This is a genomic window from Streptococcus jiangjianxini (assembly GCF_040225085.1).
GTDB lineage: Bacteria > Bacillota > Bacilli > Lactobacillales > Streptococcaceae > Streptococcus > Streptococcus jiangjianxini.
Map to the genome: position 1 here is coordinate 54,194 of NZ_JBEHGL010000007.1, position 21,801 is coordinate 75,994.

At 40.3% G+C, this 21,801-nt stretch carries 12 protein-coding genes and 1 riboswitch; of the genes, 10 read left to right on the plus strand and 2 right to left on the minus strand.

From position 1 onward, the window contains the following. Positions 1-37: 37 nt before the first annotated feature. The 5 genes from rexB to whiA all read left to right on the plus strand — a co-directional run bounded on the left by rexB (position 38) and on the right by whiA (position 10,412). The gene (gene rexB, locus ABP870_RS04315) at positions 38-3,409 is read left to right on the plus strand and encodes an ATP-dependent nuclease subunit B (protein WP_350014251.1); all 3,372 of its coding nucleotides are present in this window, start codon (positions 38-40) and stop codon (positions 3,407-3,409) included. After that, positions 3,402-7,481 (plus strand): helicase-exonuclease AddAB subunit AddA, encoded by a 4,080-nt coding sequence (gene addA, locus ABP870_RS04320; RefSeq protein ID WP_350014252.1) that lies wholly within the window; start codon positions 3,402-3,404, stop codon positions 7,479-7,481. The genes rexB and addA overlap by 8 nt, the downstream gene beginning before the upstream one ends. A 158-nt stretch (positions 7,482-7,639) precedes the next feature. After that, positions 7,640-8,530 carry an RNase adapter RapZ gene (rapZ, locus tag ABP870_RS04325; protein WP_350014253.1) on the plus strand — a complete coding sequence of 297 codons (891 nt, stop codon included), beginning with the start codon at positions 7,640-7,642 and terminating at the stop codon, positions 8,528-8,530. Then, on the plus strand, positions 8,527-9,504 hold the full coding sequence (locus tag ABP870_RS04330; RefSeq protein ID WP_350014254.1) for a YvcK family protein: 978 nt from the start codon (positions 8,527-8,529) through the stop codon (positions 9,502-9,504). The genes rapZ and ABP870_RS04330 overlap by 4 nt, the downstream gene beginning before the upstream one ends. Further along, positions 9,501-10,412, plus strand: coding sequence for a DNA-binding protein WhiA (gene whiA, locus ABP870_RS04335; RefSeq protein WP_350014255.1), 912 nt, complete (start codon positions 9,501-9,503; stop codon positions 10,410-10,412). Before ABP870_RS04330 ends, whiA begins: the two co-directional genes overlap by 4 nt. 675 nt (positions 10,413-11,087) lie before the next feature. On the opposite strand, the gene ABP870_RS04340 is transcribed toward whiA, so the two are convergent. Then, a complete protein-coding gene (locus ABP870_RS04340; RefSeq protein ID WP_350014256.1) occupies positions 11,088-12,542 on the minus strand; it encodes an alpha-amylase in 1,455 nt (484 codons plus the stop codon). 358 nt (positions 12,543-12,900) lie between these two features. Between ABP870_RS04340 and ABP870_RS04345 the strand changes: the two genes are divergently transcribed. After that, positions 12,901-14,433, plus strand: coding sequence for a zinc ABC transporter substrate-binding protein AdcA (locus tag ABP870_RS04345; RefSeq protein ID WP_350014257.1), 1,533 nt, complete (start codon positions 12,901-12,903; stop codon positions 14,431-14,433). Positions 14,434-15,153: 720 nt separating this feature from the next. Here ABP870_RS04345 and ABP870_RS04350 read toward each other — a convergent pair. After that, positions 15,154-15,414, minus strand: a complete 261-nt coding sequence (locus tag ABP870_RS04350; protein WP_350014258.1) for a type B 50S ribosomal protein L31 — start codon at positions 15,412-15,414, stop codon at positions 15,154-15,156. Positions 15,415-15,547: 133 nt separating this feature from the next. After that, a riboswitch (PreQ1 riboswitch) is annotated at positions 15,548-15,646 on the plus strand. On the opposite strand from ABP870_RS04350, the gene ABP870_RS04355 reads away from it, so the two are divergent. From ABP870_RS04355 to pulA, 4 genes are all read left to right on the plus strand, one after another. Continuing rightward, positions 15,644-16,153 carry a QueT transporter family protein gene (locus ABP870_RS04355; RefSeq protein ID WP_350014259.1) on the plus strand — a complete coding sequence of 170 codons (510 nt, stop codon included), beginning with the start codon at positions 15,644-15,646 and terminating at the stop codon, positions 16,151-16,153. (Overlaps the previous riboswitch by 3 nt.) 152 nt (positions 16,154-16,305) lie before the next feature. Beyond that, positions 16,306-18,264 (plus strand): NAD-dependent DNA ligase LigA, encoded by a 1,959-nt coding sequence (ligA, locus tag ABP870_RS04360; RefSeq protein WP_350014260.1) that lies wholly within the window; start codon positions 16,306-16,308, stop codon positions 18,262-18,264. A gap of 30 nt (positions 18,265-18,294) precedes the next feature. Further along, on the plus strand, positions 18,295-19,329 hold the full coding sequence (locus ABP870_RS04365) for a diacylglycerol kinase family lipid kinase (protein ID WP_350014261.1): 1,035 nt from the start codon (positions 18,295-18,297) through the stop codon (positions 19,327-19,329). Next, positions 19,316-21,643 (plus strand): type I pullulanase, encoded by a 2,328-nt coding sequence (gene pulA / locus ABP870_RS04370; RefSeq protein ID WP_350014262.1) that lies wholly within the window; start codon positions 19,316-19,318, stop codon positions 21,641-21,643. The genes ABP870_RS04365 and pulA overlap by 14 nt, the downstream gene beginning before the upstream one ends. Positions 21,644-21,801: the final 158 nt, after the last annotated feature.

A 21,801-nucleotide genomic window follows, 5' to 3' on the forward strand; every position in this document is an offset into this window, starting at 1 on the left:
TGTTTAAGGGCTTAATATCTTATTTTTAGGTGTCTCCATGAAGTTATATTATACCAATCCTACCAATTCTCTAACGGATTTATTAACACAAAAAGCAGAAGGGTTTCTTCAGCAAGGTAAGCGTGTTTTTTACATAGCCCCAAATTCCTTATCTTTTGAGAAAGAACGTCGAGTACTGGATTACTTGCCGAGCCATGCTAGTTTTCAAATGATTGTGACACGTTTTGGTCAGCTGCCCAATTATTTTATGTTGCCCAAGAAAAAAGAAAATGCTAATTTGAATGATGCAGGCTTGAGCATGCTTCTTTACCGTGTCTTGAACCAGCTCTCCGATCAATCCCTTCCTGTTTTTGGTCGCTTGAAAAAAGATCCTGGTTTTATTGAACAAGTTCTCGATTTATACAAGGAATTAGCCAAAAGTCAGCTGACTTTGGATGACTTTGATGTCCTTATATCAGAAACGGATCCTTTGGACAAAATGGCAGAGCTCAGAACGATTTTGAGCCACTTTATGGAAGCTATTCATTTGGAACATTTGAGTGGTGAGAGTAAGCTGCAATTTTTCATGCGGGTCCTTAGTGAAGGCAAGTTGGATCACCAGTTGCAAGATACGGTTATTGTTATCGATGGCTTTACCCGTTTTTCAGAAGAAGAAGAGCAGCTGGTTGAACTTCTTAATCAAAAAGCAGAGCAAGTGCTTATTGGCGCCTATGCGACTGAGAGAGCTTACAATGCTCAGTTATTATCGGGCAATGTCTATGAAGCCAGTGTGTCTTTTTTACGAGCGCTAGCTAGCCAACATGGTGTTCAAGCGGAAGAATTATTGGAAGACAGCAAGGAGACCACGTTCGCGAAAGTGTCAAAAGCCTTCGAAGCGAGTTATGATGTTACATCTCAAGAAGCAGTGACTGTTGAGTGGACTGATAGTGACCAAACCGCTCTGCAACTTTGGGAAGCTACCAATCAAAAAGTTGAAATCGAAGCAGTTGCTAAAGATATTCGCCGCAAAATCCGTGAAGAAGGGGCAGACTACAAGGATTTTACATTGCTTTTAGGGGATGAACACTCTTATAAGTTACCTGTTGAACGCCTGTTCCATCAGTTTGAAATCCCCTTTTACTGGGGACGAGCTGAGTCAATGGTTAACCATCCGCTTTCTGCCTTTATGATGAGTCTTGAGCGAGTCTTGCGTTATTATTTTCAAAGAGAGGATGTCATCAATCTGTTAAAAACAGGTCTCTATGGTCAATATAAGGATGATGATTTGGACGTTTTTGAACAATATTGTCAATTCGCAGACATCAATGCTGGACAATTCAACAAACCTTTCAAGCATAATATCAGTCGAACTCAAGCAGATGAAAAAGGGCAACAACAAGAACTTAAAAAGTATGCTTTAGAAGCACTCAACCATATGCGACAATCACTAATAGAACCCTTGACAGGCTTACATGTGCAAGGCGATATTGATTTTCTATTACAAGAACTGATGAGCTTCTTTGAAAACTGCCACTTAGCGCAGAATATGCAAACCTTAACCGTCAATGCTAACCAAGAATCAATTGAAAAACATGAGCAAGTGTGGAAGGTCTTTACTGATTTATTGGAACAGGCAAAACTTGCCTTTGCAAAAGAGTCGCTTAGCATGCTGGAGTTGGTAACTCTTTTAGCCAATGGGATGACATCAACGGATTACCGTACGGTTCCTGCTACGGTTAATGTGGTTAATGTGCGTTCATATGATTTGATAGAGCCACATTCGGCTCCCTATGTCTATGCTATTGGGCTTGGGCAATCATCCTTTCCTAAGGTATCTCAAAATACTAGTCTGTTAACAGATGAAGAGCGTCAACTGGTTAATGAAAATGTGAATGGTCAAGGACGACTTGACATCATCACAGGAGATAATCTCAAGAAAAATCATTTTGTAGCTATCTCTCTTTTAAATGCTGCCGATAAAGGCTTGGTCTTGTCTTATCCACAGCTTATGGGCGAAGGTCAAGAACTCATGTCGCCCTATATGACCACCCTAACGAATGACTTGGGATTTCCCCTTACGATAAAACAAAAAAATTTAGGGCAGATTGCCCCAGACGATTTGGGTTCTTACAAAGAGGTTTTAGCGCGCTTAATCAGCCTTAATCGCTCTCAATTTTTGGATAAATTGAGTCAGGAAGAAGTGACTTACTGGAATGTTTTAGGTCGTGTGATTCGGAAGGAATTGTCTGACAAAGGCATTTCGATTGGTCACATTTCGAAAGAGTTGACAACCAAACCCCTATCGAAAGAGGTCTTAGAAGTCCTCTTTCCAACCAATCAGGCCTTACACCTATCGGCTTCGTCACTAACGCGTTTTTACAATAACCAGTATCTTTATTTTGTTGAGAAAATCCTTGGTCTTCGTGAGCAGGATTCTATTCATCCAGATGCCAGAAGTCACGGGAATTTTTTACACAAAGTTTTTGAGCGGGCGCTTTCTAACCAAGAGACCTTAAGTTTTAAAGACAAGCTGGACAAGGCTTTGATGGAAACGAAGCAAGATAAGGCATTTCAAGCGCTTTATGAGGAAAATCAAGCAAGTCTGTATTCCCGCGAAATCTTGGAGATGATCGCTAAGGCTACAGGAAGTTTATTTGAAGACAGAGATGATATTCAGGTCAGTCGCCAAGAAGCCCCCTTTAAGCTTCTGTTAGCAGGTGATCCTAAGTCTCCACCGAGTCATCCCATAGAAGTATCTGGTTTTATTGATCGTGTGGATAAGTTGCAATCAGATGCAAAAGACTTGGCTTATGGTGTTATTGATTACAAGTCCAGTCACCAACGCTTTCAACTGGAGAAATTCTACAATGGCCTTAGTCCTCAGTTGATAACCTATCTTCTAGCTTTAAGAGAAGGTAAGGACAAAACAGGGAAGCCTCTCTTTGATGAGCTCGATTACTTTGGTGCCATGTATTTGCAGATGCAAGAACCCAGCCTAGCCCTCAAAGACATTAGTGAATTTGGAAAAATTCCTCAAAAACTCAAGGACGACTTGCGTTACGATGGTCTTTTCCGAGAGGAATTTCTGACTTACTTACCTGAAGACGATTATAAATTCAGCCGTAATAGACAAGCTGTTGTCTATAATGAACAGGAACTGGACGACTTATTGAATTTGTTGAAATCCCAATACCAAGAAGCAGCCGAGACCATTTTGAAGGGGCATTTTGCCATTAATCCTTATAGTCAAGATGGGAAATCAGTTGCTGGTGAGCAATTGACAGCTTTGACTGGATTTGAAGCTGATTTGCACTTGGGACAGGCTCGTTTTTTAGAAAGCATTAAAGCCAGCCCGTCACAAAAGCGGCAGTTACTATTAGAAAAAATACACGACAAAAATCAGGCAAAGAAGGGAGGAAGCCATGTTTAAGCCTTATTTAAGTGAGACAGAGATTAATCAAGTGATTGAACTTGAAAATCAGTTGCCAGCTGGGCAGCAGCGACGCACACCAGAGCAAATAGAAGCTATATACACCCATGGTCAGAACATACTGGTTTCTGCTTCTGCGGGTTCTGGTAAGACCTTCGTTATGGTTGAGAGAATCATTGATATGATTGAACGTGGAGTGGGCGTGGACCAGCTCTTTATTTCAACGTTTACGGTAAAGGCAGCAACTGAACTGAAAGAGCGTTTGGAGAAAAAATTAAACCTAGCCCTAGGACGTGCCAAAGATTCTAGCAGTCAGGCTCATCTGTCCCTGCAATTAGCTAATGTTCAGACGGCAGATATCGGTACTATGGATGCTTTTACACAGAAGCTGGTGACGCGTTATGGCTATTTGGTCGGTATTTCCCCAAGTTTCAGTATTTTGCAAGACGAGACAGAACAAGCACTCTTAAAAGATAAGGTGTTTAGTGATCTTTTTGAAAGTTATCGTTTAGATAAGGATAAGGCTGCTCATTTTAATGAGTTAGTTCGAAATTTTACCGGTCGGGCTAAGACCAATCGTGCCTTTCGGGATGTGGTTTACCAGTTATATCACTTCATGCAGGCAACGGATGATCCTGAAAGCTGGTTGAAAGAGCATTTTATCGATCAATCTGCTTACACGGCAAAGTCCTATTATCCGGATCGAGCGCTGGAAAAACTTCAAGGTGAGCTTGAACAAGCTCGCCTGTACTATCAAGCACAGCATAAACAGGTGCTTCAGGCGATAGCCCAAAAAGAATTAGGGCAAGTTAGCGACTTGGTGTCAACTATGGCTTTCAGGGCTTCTGTTTTTGGCAAAAAAGGCGATTTTCTAGAACTAGCAGAATTAATGACGCGCTATGCTAATATTGATGTCGATCAAGCCCAAGCGAGTTCAGCTGAGTTAGAAGCTGCTAAGACTAACTTTTTAGCCCTTTGTCGGCGTCCAGCTACGACAACTAAAACAGGTAAGTTAGATAAACTATCTACTCAAATCCAAAAACTAGCCAATCAAGAAAGTCATCTCATTAGCTTAATCGATCAGAGAGAATTGGCGAGATTTGTAGACGAGTTGGATAAGATTGGGATTGCTAGCACTCACTTAAAAAAATACCAGCTTGAACCTGTCATCAACCATTACCGCTTCTCTGACTTGACCAGAGATGATGTCAGAGCAAGTGACTTGGACATTATGAAAAGACAATTTGATAACCTTTTCTACCAAATTGATGAGACAATGTCTGCCATGGCGGAGCAACTGATGACCATCACGGAAGCTGATTTTGAAAGAAGCTATTTCCTAATGAAAGAAAAGCTTCACCAACCGTTTGATGTTTGGTTTACCAAGAAAGAGTGGGACAGCCGATTTCCAAAATTGACAGAGTATCATCAGCTCTACGCTATGATTGCAGTGATTTATGAAGAGCAACCCAAGGCTATTTCCTTGTTGAAAATGTTACAAGCGTTTTTGAGCGATTTTTCAAACCGCTATTTAGCACTGAAAATCAGTGAATCTCGTTTAGAGTTCTCAGATGTTGCCCACGCAGCTATTCGCATTTTGTCAGAGAATGAAAAGCTAAGACAAGGTTTTCAAGACCATTACGCTGAGGTCATGGTCGATGAGTATCAGGATAACAGTCCTATTCAAGAGCGTTTGCTGGACTTGCTTTCCAATGGTAAAAATCGCTTTATGGTGGGAGATGTCAAGCAGTCTATCTACCGTTTCCGTCAGGCTGATCCGACTATTTTTACTGGAAAATTCAACCTTTTCAACAGTGATCCCCAGGCAGGGAAACTGATCGTCTTGAAAGAGAATTTCCGCAGTCATAAGGAAGTTGTGACTAGCGTTAACGTCGTCTTTAGCCATCTTATGGACCAAGAATTAGGAGATATTGTTTACGACCAGTCGCAAGAGTTAGTCGCTGGCAATCCTGAAAAACAGTTGGCGACTCCAGACTATAAAACGACCTTTTTACTCTATGATGATCAGCAAGAAGACCATTTAGATAGAGAAGATGATGAAGCCCAGGATCATCAGGAAGTCTCTCAAGGACAAGTTGACTTGGTTATCGATGAAATCAAACATTTGCAAGAAAAGAGTCAAGGGTCATTTGATTTCTCAAGCATTGCTCTCTTAGTACCTTCTCGAACCCGAAACGTTGCTATTTTAAAACGGTTTTCAGAAGCAGGTATCCCTTTGGTGGCAGATGATGGGGTCATGAATTACCTCAAATCAACCGAGGTCATGATCATGCTTGAAACCTTACGAACGGTTAACAACCCGTTAAATGATTATGCCTTGGTTTCCTTGATGAAATCTCCCATGTTTTCTTTTGATGAAGATGATTTGGCGCGTATTGCCGTTCAAGATCAGAGACAGACACTGATGAACTTTTACGACAAAGTCCTTTTAGCCAATCGTCAAAAAGGGCACCATAAGGACTTAATCACGACTCAATTGGCCCAAAAAATTACTCAATTCTTAGACTATTTGAGTAATTGGAGGCAATTTGCCAAGACCCATTTGATACACGAATTGATTTGGAAAATCTATAATGATCGTTTTTACGTAGACTATGTTGGGGCTCTGCCAAATGGTTTGCAACGTCAGACCAATCTCTATAGTCTGGCTTTAAGAGCGCATCAATACGAGCAGTCAGGATTTCGTGGATTGAATCGTTTTGTGACGATGATTGACCACGTTTTGGAACAAGAGCATGATCTGGCAGATGTATCTGTTGCTCTTCCTAAAAATGCTGTTCGCTTGATGACCATTCATAAAAGTAAGGGCTTAGAGTTTGACTACGTTTTTGTTCTCAACATGGATCAGTCATTTAACTTGAAAGAGACGTCTCACGCCAAGGCAATTGCTCAGAAGAAAACAGGTGTGGGAATTATCTATCAAGCTGATTTATCAGATGATGAGCGGTTTAACCATAACTCCAGTCTTCCCATCAAGGTCACTCTTGAAACCTTACCTTTTAAAACCAACAAAGAAGTAGTTCTTAGAGCAAGTCTGTCAGAACGGATGCGCTTGCTTTATGTCGCTATGACTCGTGCAATCAAGAAGCTCTATCTGGTTGGGACTGCCCATAAAAAAGATGGCCATCAAACAGACGATGCTGAAGAGGCTATTTTACCGTTAGGGCGTCGCGAAAAAATACGTTCTTTCCAAGACTGGCTATTAGCTTTAGCAGAAACCTATCCAAATAGCTTCTCCCAAGCAATTGACCTTGTTTATGCTTCGGGGAACACTCAGAACATTGACGCGGCTGCTTCCCCAGATGTGATGGATTTAGCGGATAATCGACAATCTGACGACATTGTGAAAGCTCTGGACAATTTAAAACAAGTTCAGTCCTATAATGCCCTGCACCAAGCTGGAATTGAGTTACCAAGTTTAAGAACACCAAGTCAGCTGAAAAAAGCCAAATTGTTGGAACAAGAGAAAGCTGATATTGCCCTCATTAGCCGAGTGCAAGAGGAAAAAGCCCCTGTAACCTTCACATTACCAAGTTTTTCAGATAAAAAGACCTTGACACCAGCAGCAGTTGGGACAGCGCTGCATGATCTGATGCAACGCTTGGATTTGCAAAGAGACCTTAGCCAAGAGAGCATTAAGCAGACTTTACAGGAGATGACTGATCAGACAGAACTTATAGATGCCCTACCGCTTGATAAAATAGAAGCCTTTTTTAAAACGGATCTCGGTCAGCAGATTTTGGCAAATCAGGACAAGCTTCACCGCGAAGCACCTTTTGCCATGTTAACCGATGACCTAGCCAGTGGTGAATCGTTTGTGATTCGTGGGATTATTGATGGCTATCTCTTGTTTGAAGATCGAATCATCCTTTTTGACTATAAAACGGATAGATACAAAGATTCCTCGCAGATGATAGCCCGTTATCAGGACCAGATGGCCTTGTATGCCAAATCCCTCAGACAGGCCTATGCTATCAACCAGATTGATGCTATATTAATCTTGTTTGGTGGCGATAAGCTAGAGCTTATTATAGTGCCTCAAAAAGATTAACAACTACTTACGCCAGTTTTGATCAGCCTATTTAACATTTCTTGAATTTTTAACTTGATTTTGCCTAGTAGATGTTGTGAGAAGTCGCTGGAATAAGTGTTATTCCTAAAAAGACCTTAAAATTTGGTATAATAATAAAAACGATATGGAGGAAAGCAATGCCAGAAAATAAAATCAATCTCGTCATTGTAACGGGAATGAGTGGTGCCGGAAAAACCGTAGCTATCCAGTCTTTTGAAGATTTGGGTTACTTCACCATGGATAATATGCCACCAGCCCTCTTGCCCAAGTTCCTAGAGTTGGTAGAACAGTCAGAAGGGACCAGTCGAGTAGCCGTTGTGGTTGATATGAGAAGTCGTCTCTTTTTCAAAGAAATCACAACCATTCTTAACCATTTAGAGAGCAACGAAGCTATTGATTTTAAGATTCTTTTTTTGGATGCGACTGATGGAGAATTGGTATCACGATACAAAGAAACCCGTCGTAGCCATCCTCTAGCAGCTGATGGTCGTGTTTTAGATGGGATCACACTAGAGCGCGAACTTCTAGCCCCCTTAAAAAGTCTTAGTCAAAACGTGGTTGATACGACAGAGTTGACACCACGCAATCTACGAAAGGAAATTTCAGACCAATTTGCCCAAAATACTGAAAAAACAGGTTTTCGTGTTGAAATTATCAGTTTTGGTTTCAAATATGGTCTTCCCCTAGATGCCGATTTGGTCTTTGATGTGCGCTTTTTGCCCAATCCTTATTATCAAGTTGAACTCAGAGAACAGACTGGTCTTGATCAGCCAGTTTACGATTACGTTATGAGTCAGCAAGAATCTGAAGACTTTTACACAAGCTTGCTAGGACTAATCGAACCTATCTTGCCAGCTTACCAACGAGAAGGCAAGTCTGTCTTGACTGTTGCTGTTGGCTGTACGGGAGGTCAGCATCGTAGTGTTGCTTTCGCGCATCGTTTAGCCGCCGATTTGACCAATAACTGGTCCATCAATGAAAGTCATCGAGACAAAGACCGACGTAAGGAAACGGTGAACCGCTCATGAGAAAACCTAAAATAACAGTTATCGGCGGAGGAACTGGTATTCCTGTTATCCTAAAGTCCTTACGTCATCAGCATGTTGATATTACAGCAGTGGTAACGGTGGCTGATGATGGAGGTTCTTCAGGCAAACTACGCTCAGCCATGCAACTCACGCCCCCTGGTGATTTGCGTAATGTATTGGTAGCCATGAGCGATATGCCTAAGTTTTATGAAGAACTCTTCCAATACCGGTTCAATGAAACAGATGGTGTTTTAGCAGGCCATCCCCTTGGCAATCTGATTATCGCAGGTGTTTCTGAAATGGAAGGCTCTACCTACAATGCCATGCAGGCCCTAACACAATTTTTCCATACGACCGGTAAAATCTACCCATCAAGCGTGACCCCTTTAACCCTACATGCCGTTTTTAAAGATGGTCATGAGGTTATCGGAGAAAGTCACATTTCAGAGTATGACGGCTTGATTGATCATGTCTACGTGACCAATACCTATAACGACGACATCCCAACAGCCAGTCCAAAAGTGGTAGAAGCTATCATGGAAAGTGATATGATTGTACTGGGACCGGGCTCCCTATTTACATCGATTTTACCAAATCTCGTTATTCCAGAAATTCGTCAGGCCCTGGTTGAAACCACAGCAGAAGTGGCCTATGTTTGTAATATTATGACTCAGTACGGCGAGACGGAGCATTTTACAGATGCTGATCACCTAGCTGTTCTCAATCGTCATCTGGATATTGATGTTATCGACACTGTTTTGGTCAATATCGAGCCTGTTCCACAAGACTATATGGAAAATAACCAATTTGACGAGTATCTGGTTCAGGTTGAACATGATTTTAAAGGGCTTAAAAATAATGCAAAGCGCGTGATTTCGTCTAATTTCTTACGTTTGGAGAATGGCGGAGCCTTCCACCAAGGAGAACTAGTTGTTGAAGAATTAATGGATTTAGTGAGGACTAGGCACCTATGAGTTTTACCACAAATGTCAAAGAAGAAATTCTGACAGAATCACCAAAAAGCAAAGAAGAATTATCAGCCATCATCAAAATGTCGGGTAGTATTGGTTTAACAGGACAAGGGCTAACTCTTTCTATTACTAGTGAAAATGCCAAGATTGCCCGCCACATTTATTCTCTTTTTGAAGCCTACTATGATCTTCACCCTGAAATCAAATACCATCAAAAGACCAATCTTCGAAAGAACAGAGTTTATAATGTTTTTGTTGACCAACATGTAAATGATATTCTGTCCGATCTGCAGCTAGCAGACTCCTTTTTTGGCTTTGAAACAGGTATCAATCCAATGATACTGGAAGAGGATGACAAGGGGAGGTCCTATCTACGAGGCGCTTTTTTGGCGACTGGTACCATTCAAGATCCTGAATCAGGTCGTTATCAATTAGAGATTTTTTCCGTTTATCAAGACCATGCAGAGGATTTATGGCGTTTGATGCAAAAATTCCTCCTAGAAGCCAAAGTCATTGAACGTAAAAACGGCGTTGTGACTTATCTCCAAAAAGCAGAAGACATCATGGACTTTCTTCTCCTAGTAGGGGCAGAATCGGCTAAGGAAACCTATGAAGAAGTTAAAATCTACCGTGAAGCTCGCAATGACATCAATCGAGCTAACAATGCTGAAACAGCCAATATCGCAAAGACCATTAGTGCCAGTATGAAAACCATCAATAATATCATCAAAATCATGGATACTGTTGGCTTGGATGCTTTACCGCTAGAGCTGCAGCAGATAGCTCAAGTACGTATCGCTAATCCAGATTTTTCCATGCAACAATTGGCCGATAGTCTAGATTTTCCTCTAACCAAGAGCGGTGTTAACCACCGCCTAAGAAAAATCAATAAGTTTGCTGATGATTTATAACCGTAAAGAAGCTGGGCATTTGCTCCAGCTTCTTTACGGTTATTGTTATACCTATCAGACGTAATGGTTAATATTCAGTTAATTTCAAAAATAACTTTTTTAATTTTTTCTTAAGTAGTGCGAGCGGAAGCTACCTCCTTCGGAGTTTCATTCCTAATTTTTGAGCCTAGGTCTTAAAAATTCCGTTATTCGTGACAGTGTTGCTGTCACGAATCATACCACTACGGCGAAAATAACTTTTTAAGCTTACTTCACTCGCTCTAAACTGCGGAATCTTATTTTGCTATTCGGTACATCGTGTTATTTTTTGATTTTGGATGAGTATCAGTAGCTTGTCATCATTTGATACCAGAAGCTCCTAGAATTCTGCTTGGCGGTGATGTTATCTGGATAAAGCTAAGAGTTTTGAAGTGACCATGAATTGCTTCGTTTTATACTAACTCAAAAGCAAACGTTGTTGACTTGAGTTGAGCAAGTTCAGTTCTATCTACATCGGCGTAGCCTTGTCTGCTTGTGTTTGTCATTGAGTATTAAGAGGTCAACTCTGATAGGACCCTGAGTTTTAGCTAGAGACCCCACCTTATGAAACAAAAAAAGGATAAACATGGCGGCTTGGAAAACAGCCTTGTCTTATGGAGTTATGGAAAAAATGGTCACGGAAGATTAATAAACGGACTAATGCTCACTTGGTATCCAAGCACTAATGGATTCAGTGGCTACTGTAAATATCCCCCAACCTTCCTCGTCGATGGTAACGGGCGCCTCCTGTTTGTTTAAGGGATTGTAAAATTGGTGGTTTGCCCATGATTCTCCGACAAACATTTTCTTTTCCTGTTCAGTACCATTTGTTACAAGTACCGCTAATGGTTTGGTGTGGGTATCATCCCCCAGTCTTACCCAACCAATACAATCACTTTTATCAAAGTAATCCACCTGTTTGCCGTAGGCATAGTCTTGACGCAGCTGTAAGAGGAGGTCAATCGTTTCTGTGAAGGCTTGTTGCGGAAAACCGTCTTTGATACCGTAGTAATCACCATAAAAGACACACGGAATCCCAGCTTCTCGGAGTAAAATCAAAGCATAGGCTGCGGGTTTAAACCACTCTTCAACCGTTGATTCTAAAGCTTGCCCTCTTTGTGTGTCATGATTATCAACAAAAGTGACAGCCTTTGTCGAATGATTGTTAACCAAAGTGCCTTCAAAAATAAGTCTTAAGTCGAAGTCTCTATGGTGACTAGCATCATAGAAGTTTTGGTGTAGACGGACATCAACAAGGTCAAACTGATAACCGACACTTGCTAAGTAATCGTTATTTGCTGTTTCATCAGGATTCCAAAATTCTCCAAAAACATAAAAGTCCTCCCCGTGTTTTTCCCTAATGTCTCGGATCAAATTGGCTATAAAAAAGGAGTCAATATGCTTAATAGCATCCAATCGAAACCCTTGAATCCCTGTTGTTTCAATAAACCATTCTGCCCAATCATAGAGATTTTGGACAACTTCGGGATGTTTGAAATCCAGATCGGCATACATCAAATAGTCATAATTACCGTTTTCACTATCGACCAAATTTTCGTTAGCCCAACCTTTATTGTCGCCTTGAATTAAATAGACCCCTGTTTTTTTCGTCTTGGCATCATAGTCTGTTCCTGTAAAATGGTACCAGTGCCACTCAAAATCGTTATACATTTTCCGGCGACCTTCAAAGTTAAAATGCGTCCATCCTTTGATAACAAAAGGCTTTGATAAAGAACGATTGCGGTCATTGGCATCGACTTCGATAACTTCAAAATGCTCCATGCGATCGGCAGCAGCTTTATGATTTAAAACAATATCTGCAATAGGCTCAATACCATGAGTTTTAAGGGATTTAATAGCTTCTAAATACTCATCTTTATCACCGTATTTGGTACGTACGGTTCCTTTTTGATCAAATTCGCCCAAGTCAAAAAGATCATAAATGCCATAACCGACATCGTTGGCATTGGTTGCTTTAAAAGCAGGAGGCATCCAAACTTTACTAATCCCCTTACTAGCCAAATGTTCAGCATCTTTTGCGAGACGCTTCCAGTGCTTACCGTCGTTGGGCAAGTACCATTCAAAATATTGCATGATGGTTTGATTAGGCATGATGTTTATCTCTCCTTTATTAAGATATGTAATAGTTTAGCTTAATTTTTTAGTTTACGCAACCGATTGCGTAAAACCGTAAATGGCTTTGTTGAAAAATATGTCTCCTTGAAAAGAATTAATAATAGACTGCTAAAGAAGGGGGACTAAAACTTTTTGATTGACAATAATCAAGTCTTTTTAGGCGTACAACGATACCTGTAACGAAGAGTAGTTATGACAGATAGTCCTTTATGATTTTCAGCTGATGTTAGCCTGAAAACGGTTAATAGAATCTTCAGGGTTGACATTCATGACAAAAATGCTATACTTAACCGGTAAAGCAAAAACTAAACCAGTTAAGGATAAGGAGTAAATCATGAAAAAGAAATCAATTCTCTCAATGGGTTTTGTTAGTTTATTTTCACTAGGTCTTGTGGCTCATAGCCAAACGGTTCAAGCAGCTGATAAGGATATTGAAGTTATTGCCTCATTTTATCCAATGTATGAATTTACCAAACAAGTTGTTGGTGATGAAGGTAAAGTGAGTCTTTTAATCAAAGCAGGGACAGAAGCACACGACTTTGAACCATCAACTAAAGACATTACTAAGATTCAAAAAGCGGATGCCTTCGTCTATGATGATGATAACATGGAAACATGGGTGCCAAAAGTTAAGAAATCTCTTGATAACAAAGGTGAAAACTTCATCAAAGCCACTGGAGATATGCTCCTAATGGGCGGCGGCGGACATGACCACGACCATGGAGAAGAAGAACATGATCATGGAGAAGAAGGCCATACCCATGAATTTGATCCACACGTATGGTTATCTCCTGAACGCTCACAAACTCTTGTGGACAACATCGCTAAAGATTTGTCTAAAAAATTCCCAGAAAAAGCGGATGCTTTCAAGAAAAATGCCGAAGCTTATAATAAAAAATTATCAGATCTTGACAAGAAATATGATGACGCTTTGAAGAATGCGAAACAAAAAAGTTTTGTAACACAACATGCTGCCTTTGGTTACCTTGCTCTTGACTATGGATTAAACCAAGTGCCAATCACTGGCGTATCAGCTGAAGCAGAACCTTCTGCAAAACGCCTTGCTCAACTATCAAAATACGTTAAAAAATACGATATTAGCTACATCTACTTTGAAGAAAATGCCTCTTCAAAAGTATCAAAAACACTTGCTGATGAAGCCGGCGTTAAAACGGAAGTGCTAAATCCACTTGAAAGCTTGACCTCTAAACAGATGAAAAAAGGTGAAGACTATATCTCTGTAATGGAGAAAAACTTGAAAGCTCTTCGTAAAACAACGGACAAAGCAGGGAAAGAAATTGAACCAGAAAAAGGCGTTGAAAAAACTGTCTATAATGGTTACTTCAAAGATAGTCAAATCAAAGACCGCAAATTATCAGATTGGTCTGGTAAATGGCAATCTGTTTACCCATTGCTCCAAGATGGTACTCTAGATGAAGTCTTCGATTACAAAGCCAAGAAAAATCCAGACATGTCAGCTGCTGAATACAAAGACTACTACACAACTGGATACAAAACAGATGTTGAACAAATTAATATTGACGGTAAAAAAATGACCATGGAATTTGTCCAAAACGGTAAATCTCATAAGTTTACTTACAAATACGCTGGCCGTGAAACATTGAATTACGAAAAAGGTAACCGTGGCGTTCGTTTCATGTTTGAAACTGACGACAAAGATGCTGGACAATTCAAATATGTTCAATTCTCTGATCATGATATTCGTCCAAATAAAGCTGAGCATTTCCACATCTACTTTGGTGGAGAAAGCCAAGATGCTCTTCTTAAAGAGCTTGAGCATTGGCCAACTTACTACCCAACTGACTTATCAGGTCATGAAGTAGCACAAGAAATGTTAGCACATTAAAATTTCATATCCCAAAACCTTTCGCAGGTCGTTAAGTAACGATCTGCTTTTTACTATACTGATGATTGAGTAACTAACGATTAAAGGATCATCGACTGAAACAGTAGTGGGACACTAATATCTCCATTAACGTATTACCTAATGGTGACACGTTGAATGAGACATTTTAGTAAATATATCTCACCAATATTGTTTTTTTACGATAGTTGATGAGAGGTCGTAAAAAGCCAACCATCAGACAGGATTGAGTCGCTAACCAATTTCAGTTGCAAGCAGTCTCATACACTAAAAGCGCCTTCTATGACCTTGTTAAAGGAAATGTAGAGAGAAGAGGATATACTAGGACCATAAGGGAAACAATCTCTCTTAAACAGAAAAAAGAAGTATGGACATTACTTTATGAAACACTAAAACGCTTAGAAATGGTAGTATGCCATACTTCTTCGCATTTATTGAAAATTGGCTAAGTCATTATCCCAGCAACAAATTAGGCTACAAATCCCCTAGAGATGTTTTCCTTGCTGGCTAGTTTGGACTTGTAATGTGCCAAGGGACCTATTTACAATGGGGAAATTTTAGAGCTTTTTCTTGTGCTAACGCTTGGTCTTAAGCGTGGGTCTGTTGACTGGAAAAGGTCAAATATTAAGGTGACTGTTTAGGCAGTTTGGACAGTAAAAAAACCACTTCCATAAAGGGAAAGTGGTTTTTGTAACACTGTGATTATTTCGCAGCGTTTGGATCTTTGAGACCGTATTTTTTGTTGAAACGGTCCACACGGCCATCGGCTTGTGTGAATTTTTGACGTCCTGTATAGAATGGATGTGAATCAGAAGAGATTTCAACACGGATAAGTGGGTATGTTGCTCCTTCAAATTCAACAGTTTCGTTAGTTTGTTTAGTAGAACCGCTAACGAATTGGTAACCAGTAGTTGTGTCTAGGAAAACTACTGGACGGTAATTAGGATGAATATCTTTTTTCATTGTTAATGTTTCCTTTCTGCCATAGCAATTTTCTTGCCATAGTTATTAACCATTTCATTCTAACAAAACTTGAGTGACTTGACAAGGTTTTTACGTTTTTTTCTTAGAAATTCTCTATCTTTTTTGCTAGTTCTGTGATAAACTAGGAATGTTGTTTCAAACAACCCTTGGTGCTTACTTCCCTTTCACCAAGCATATTACAAACGGTTGAACCGCTAAAGGAGAATATATGAAAAATCTTACTGTTCGTGACTATGTTCAGATCGCATTAGTTGCCGCACTTTATGTCGTTTTAACGATTACGCCACCCTTAAATGCCATTTCTTATGGAGCTTATCAGTTCCGTGTCTCTGAAATGTTTAATTTTCTGGCTTTTTATCATCCAAAGTATATCATTGCAGTAACACTTGGTTGTATGATTGCTAACTTTTATAGCTTTGGTATGATTGACGTCATCGTTGGTGGCGGATCGACACTAGTTTTTGTTTCTTTAGGCGTTTTACTCTTTAAGAAATTCCATAATCAAACGCTCTTTAATGGCCTGTTTGACAAAGCCTTCTTTTACTTTTCATTCTTCTTTGCTGCGTCTATGTTCACGGTAGCACTCGAGTTGAAAGTAATTGCTCAGCTACCATTCTTCCTAACTTGGTTCACTTCAGGAGTTGGTGAGTTAGTTTCTCTCCTCATTGGGTCATTGATTATTAAGAGTCTCTCCAAACGAATCGATTTTACAAAATAGTCGTATGTATTGGGTCTAGGGCAACTGTCCTAGACTTTTTTTGATGATGTAAGCCTTTAATTGATCATTTTCTTGATTATAGGTTTTTCTTATTTTATGATTTTCCAACAATCTCATTCTATAAAAACAGGTAAATATGCTAAAATAGGGATATGGAAAATCGTATGAAAGAATTGGTTGCACAACTCAATCAATATGCTAAAGAATATTATACCCAAGACAATCCATCAATCTCTGATGCCGAATATGACAAATACTATCGAGAACTTGTTGAACTGGAAAAGAAATACCCAGAATTGATCCAAGACAACAGCCCTACCTATCGCATTGGAAGTTTGGTTCTTTCTGGTTTTGAAAAATACCAGCACGTCTATCAACTTTATAGCTTAGAAGATGCCTTTTCGAGAGAAGAGTTAGACCTTTTTGATGCTCGCGTCAAAGCTGAATTTCCTAAGGCAAGTTATGTCGCAGAATTAAAAATTGATGGCTTATCTATTTCCCTGACTTACCAAAATGGTAACTTGGTTACGGGAGCCACCCGTGGTGATGGTTCTATTGGAGAGAACATCACTGAAAATCTGAAACGTGTCAAAGATATTCCTCTAAGACTTGAAAAGCCTATCGATATTACCGTAAGAGGAGAAGCTTATCTGCCAAGGGCTTCTTTTGCTGCTATCAATCTTGATCGCCAAGAAAATGGCGAAACAGAGTTTGCCAATCCGAGAAATGCCGCCGCAGGTACTTTGCGCCAGTTAGATACTAGCATTGTTTCTAAACGCAATTTGGCAACATTCTTGTATCAAGAAGCCAGCCCAAGTCATCAAGATAATCAAGAAGAAGTGCTAGGTCACTTGTCAGAACTTGGGTTTTCGGTCAATCAAGAACGTCTCATTACCTCTTCTATGGACGAGATTTGGAGCTTTATTCAAAGGATTCAAGAGCACCGAGAAGAGTTACCATATGATATTGATGGAATTGTTATCAAAGTCAATGATTTACATGTTCAAGAAGAACTAGGTTTTACCGTAAAAGCTCCTAAATGGGCTATCGCTTACAAGTTTCCTGCTGAGGAAAAAGAAGCAGAACTGCTCTCTGTGGATTGGACTGTTGGACGCACAGGGGTTGTCACACCGACCGCCAACTTGACGCCTGTTCAGCTAGCAGGAACAACTGTTAGCCGAGCAACCCTTCATAATGTTGATTATATTGCTGAAAAAGACATACGCCTTGGAGATTCTGTCATTGTCTACAAGGCGGGAGATATCATCCCAGCTGTTTTACGGGTTAACAAGGATAAGCGGACCAACCAAGAACCATTAACTATTCCGACGACTTGTCCATCGTGTGCGAGTGAGTTGGTGCATCTCAAAGACGAGGTTGCTTTGCGTTGCATTAATCCGCTTTGTCCAAACCTTATTCGACGAAGTTTAGAACATTTTGCTAGTCGAAATGCTATGAATATTGCAGGATTGGGACCTTCAGTTGTTGAAAAAATGTATTCTGCTAAGTTGGTCAAAGATGTCGCAGATATTTACCAATTGTCAGTTGATGATTTATTAACCTTACCAAACATCAAAGAAAAATCAGCAGAAAAACTTTACCAAGCTATTCAGCAGTCAAAAGACAATTCTGCTGATAAATTGCTCTTTGGATTAGGGATTCGCCATGTTGGCGCTAAAGCGAGCCGTCTGATGCTAGAAGAATTTGAAACTATCCCTAATCTAGTAAAGGCTCAAGAAGAGGCAATCGCTGCTATTGATGGACTAGGTACAGTTATTGCAGAATCAGTGCACAGCTATTTTGCCAAAGAAGAAGCAAGACTACTTGTGGATGAGTTGGATCAAGCCGGAGTTAACCTAGCTTATCTAGGTAAAAAGGTGTCTAAAGATGCACAATTATCAGGTATGACGGTTGTTTTAACTGGAAAATTAGAAGAACTAACGCGCACCCAAGCCAAAGAGAAATTAGAAGCCTTAGGAGCTAAGGTAACGGGTTCTGTTTCCCAAAAGACAGACTTGGTTGTAGCAGGTGCTGACGCAGGTAGTAAGTTAGAGAAAGCACAAGCACTAGGAATTCGTGTGGAATCGGAAAAGTGGTTAAGTGACTTATAAGAGTGAGAAGACGATACAATAGGAGAAATGATGACAAATCATAAGAGAGCTCGTTTGATTTACAACCCTACATCAGGGCAAGAAATCATGAAAAAAAATGTGGCTGAAGTTTTAGATGTGCTGGAAGGATTTGGTTATGAAACTTCCGCCTTTAAGACAACTGCAGCACCAAATTCAGCGCGTGATGAAGCACGCAGAGCCGCTCAAGCAGGCTTTGATTTGGTGATTGCTGCAGGGGGAGATGGTACCATTAATGAGGTCGTTTCTGGGATTGCCCCCCTCGACAGACGACCTAAGATGGCCATTATACCAACAGGGACAACCAATGACTTTGCGCGTGCTCTAAAAATTCCACGTGGCAAGCCTGTTGAAGCGGCTAAATTGATAGGAAAAAATCAAACCTTGAACATGGATATTGGCCTAGCAGAAGAAGATAACTATTTTATTAACATTGCAGCTGCAGGAACCTTGACTGAGTTGACTTATAGTGTCCCTAGTCAGTTAAAAACGATGTTCGGCTACTTGGCCTACTTGTCTAAAGGGGTTGAGCTCTTGCCACGCGTTCGAAATAGACCAGTTAAGATTACACACGATAAAGGCGTTTTTGAAGGGCAAGCTTCTATGATTTTTGCTGCCATTACAAACTCAGTTGGTGGTTTTGAAACGATTGCCCCAGATGCTAAACTGGACGATGGTATGTTTACCTTGATTGTCGTTAAAACAGCCAACCTTTTTGAAATCGTTCACTTGATTCGTTTGGTTTTACAAGGTGGTAAGCATGTGAAACACCCCTTAATTGAATATATCAAAACCAATGAAATCAGGATTCAGCCACAAAGTCAAAATCGTATGATGATCAACCTTGATGGTGAATATGGCGGCGATGCCCCAATTACTTTGAAAAATTTAAAGAATCATATCACATTCTTTGCCAATACTGACGAAATTTCTGAAAATGCTATGGTACTTGAAACAGAAGATCTAGCTTTGGAAGCCATTGCTCAGAAATTTGCTCATGAGGTAGAAGATTTTGAGGAGCAAAAAGGAATTGATGAAAACGTATAATATTAGAAATACTGTGATTGTTCATTACCATAGACGACAGGGAAATTACTTTGATTTGAGCCTATGGAGATGGCTTGATAATGAGTGGGGGCAAGAAGATCGCTTTTTACGATACGACAGTTTTGGTGCGGTAGCTGTTTTGGATTTTGATGCCATGCACTATTTAAGCCATGTCTATGTCATGATTAAAAATCAAAACTGGACCTACAAGACAAGTGAATACCGTGTTAATAAGACAGAAGGTGTGCCTAAAACAGAAGTTTGGATTGTAGATGGTGATGACACACTTTACTATTCTCGGCAAGCGGCTGTCGCTAGCCCATCTTATGGCCGTAGACGACCTCGAAGTTTTGATATGGCTATCAATGCTGCAGCTTTTGATAAAAAGTGGGGATTTGATGGCTGGCTTGGAACTAACTATAGCAAAGAAGAAACGACTTTCCGCCTCTGGGCACCTACAGCTGAGAGAGTGGAAGTAATCCTATATCGCTCAACGGCTGAAGACGCTAGTGTTGATCGTGTTATCCCTATGGAACGCGGAACCAATGCAAAGCCTGAAAATCATCAAGAAAATACTCAGGGCTTGTGGGAGCTGAGCCTAAGCGAAGACTTAAATTACCATGCCTATACTTACCGAGTTTACTATCGCAGGCGAACCTTCTCGGATACGAGGGATCCGTATTCAACCGCCACAACTGCTAATGGTCGTCGCTCGATCATTATTGATCCAGTATTGATGGCACCTCAGGGGTTTAGTGTCAAACACGGTAAAGAAGCCAAGTGGAGGGTTGAAAATCCTAACCAGGCCGTTATTACAGAGATGCACATTCGAGATTTTTCCAAGTCTCCTTCGTCAGGTGTGCGAGAAAAGAATCGCGGAAAATACCTAGGAGCGATTGAAACTGGAACAAGGAACCGTTTTGGCGATAAAACTGGCTTTGATTACATCAAAGAATTAGGCACCTCCTATATCCAATTACAACCGGTTTTTGATCATCACCAAACCTTTGATGAAAATGGTGACTACGCTTACAATTGGGGCTATGATCCTGAGAACTTTAATGTGCCGGAAGCCAGTTTTGCCAGCAATCCTCATGAGCCACTCTCTCGAATCCATGAACTCAAGCAGTTAATACAAGCCTATCATGATGCTGGAATAGGGGTCATCATGGATGTGGTCTACAATCATACCTTTTCGAATGTTGATTCAGCCTTTCAGTTAACAGTGCCAGACTATTATTACAGAATGAACCAGGATGGTACCTTCCAGAATGGTACAGGTGTTGGTAATGAAACTGCAAGTGAAAAGGAAATGTTCCGTAAATATATGCTTGATTCTATTCGTTATTGGATTGAAGAGTACAATATTGACGGATTCAGATTTGATTTGATGGGAATTCATGATGTTACGACAATGAATGCTATTCGGCAAATGGTTGACCAAATTGACCCAAGAATTCTGCTTTATGGCGAAGGATGGGATATGGGAATTGGTCTCATGCCAGAAGATAAAGCCAAAAAAGACAATGCTAATCAAATGCCTGGAATTGGATTTTTTAATGATAATCAGCGTGACGCTGTTAAAGGAGCGGAAGTCTACGGTGATTTGACACACGGTTTTGTATCAGGAGCAGCGACAGAAGACATCGTTGCCAAATCCATTTTAGGTAGTGATGAGCTAGTTGATTATCTAGCACCTAATCAGGTCCTTAATTACGTCGAGGCTCACGATAATTATAATTTAAACGATTTGTTGTGGACCCTACACCCTTCCGATGATGATAAAACGCATACCAAGCGAGTTGAAATGGCAACGACCATCAATCTCTTATCACAAGGCATGTGTTTTATGCAGCTAGGTCAAGAATTTTTAAGAACCAAACGGGTGGCAACTGGCAAAGACGGCGAACTAACGCCTCAAGATATGCACTATGCAATGAATTCTTACAACGCGCCGGACGCAGTCAATCAGATTGACTGGGATTTGGTAACCTACCATAAAGAAACAATTACCTTTGTTCGGAAATTAATTGATTTGAAAACAAGGGATAAAGCTTTCTCATGGAGCAGCTTCGAAGACATTCGGCGCCATGTTTACATTGAAAACGCAGTCCCATCTTCAGGTCATATCAGTTTCCTTATTGATGGGGATCAGAAATACCGAATTATTTTGAATACAAGTGGAAAAAAATTGAAAATTTCACTGACAGAAAACGAAAAATATGATATACTATTTTCAAACATGAAGCGTTTACAACCTCAAGATCCTGAACTTGAAACGTTAAGTACGCTGGTCTTTGAAATACACCAATAACCCTAGTAACCGCTAAGGGTTATTTTGGTATTTTGAAGGCAGGAAAAAAGATTCTGGTTCGGTAGTTTACCCCTGTCGTGTCAATAGTGCCAAGTGTACTAGTGATGATATATTTTTTAGTGATAAATGACAGATAATTCTAATATTTGTAAAGCTTT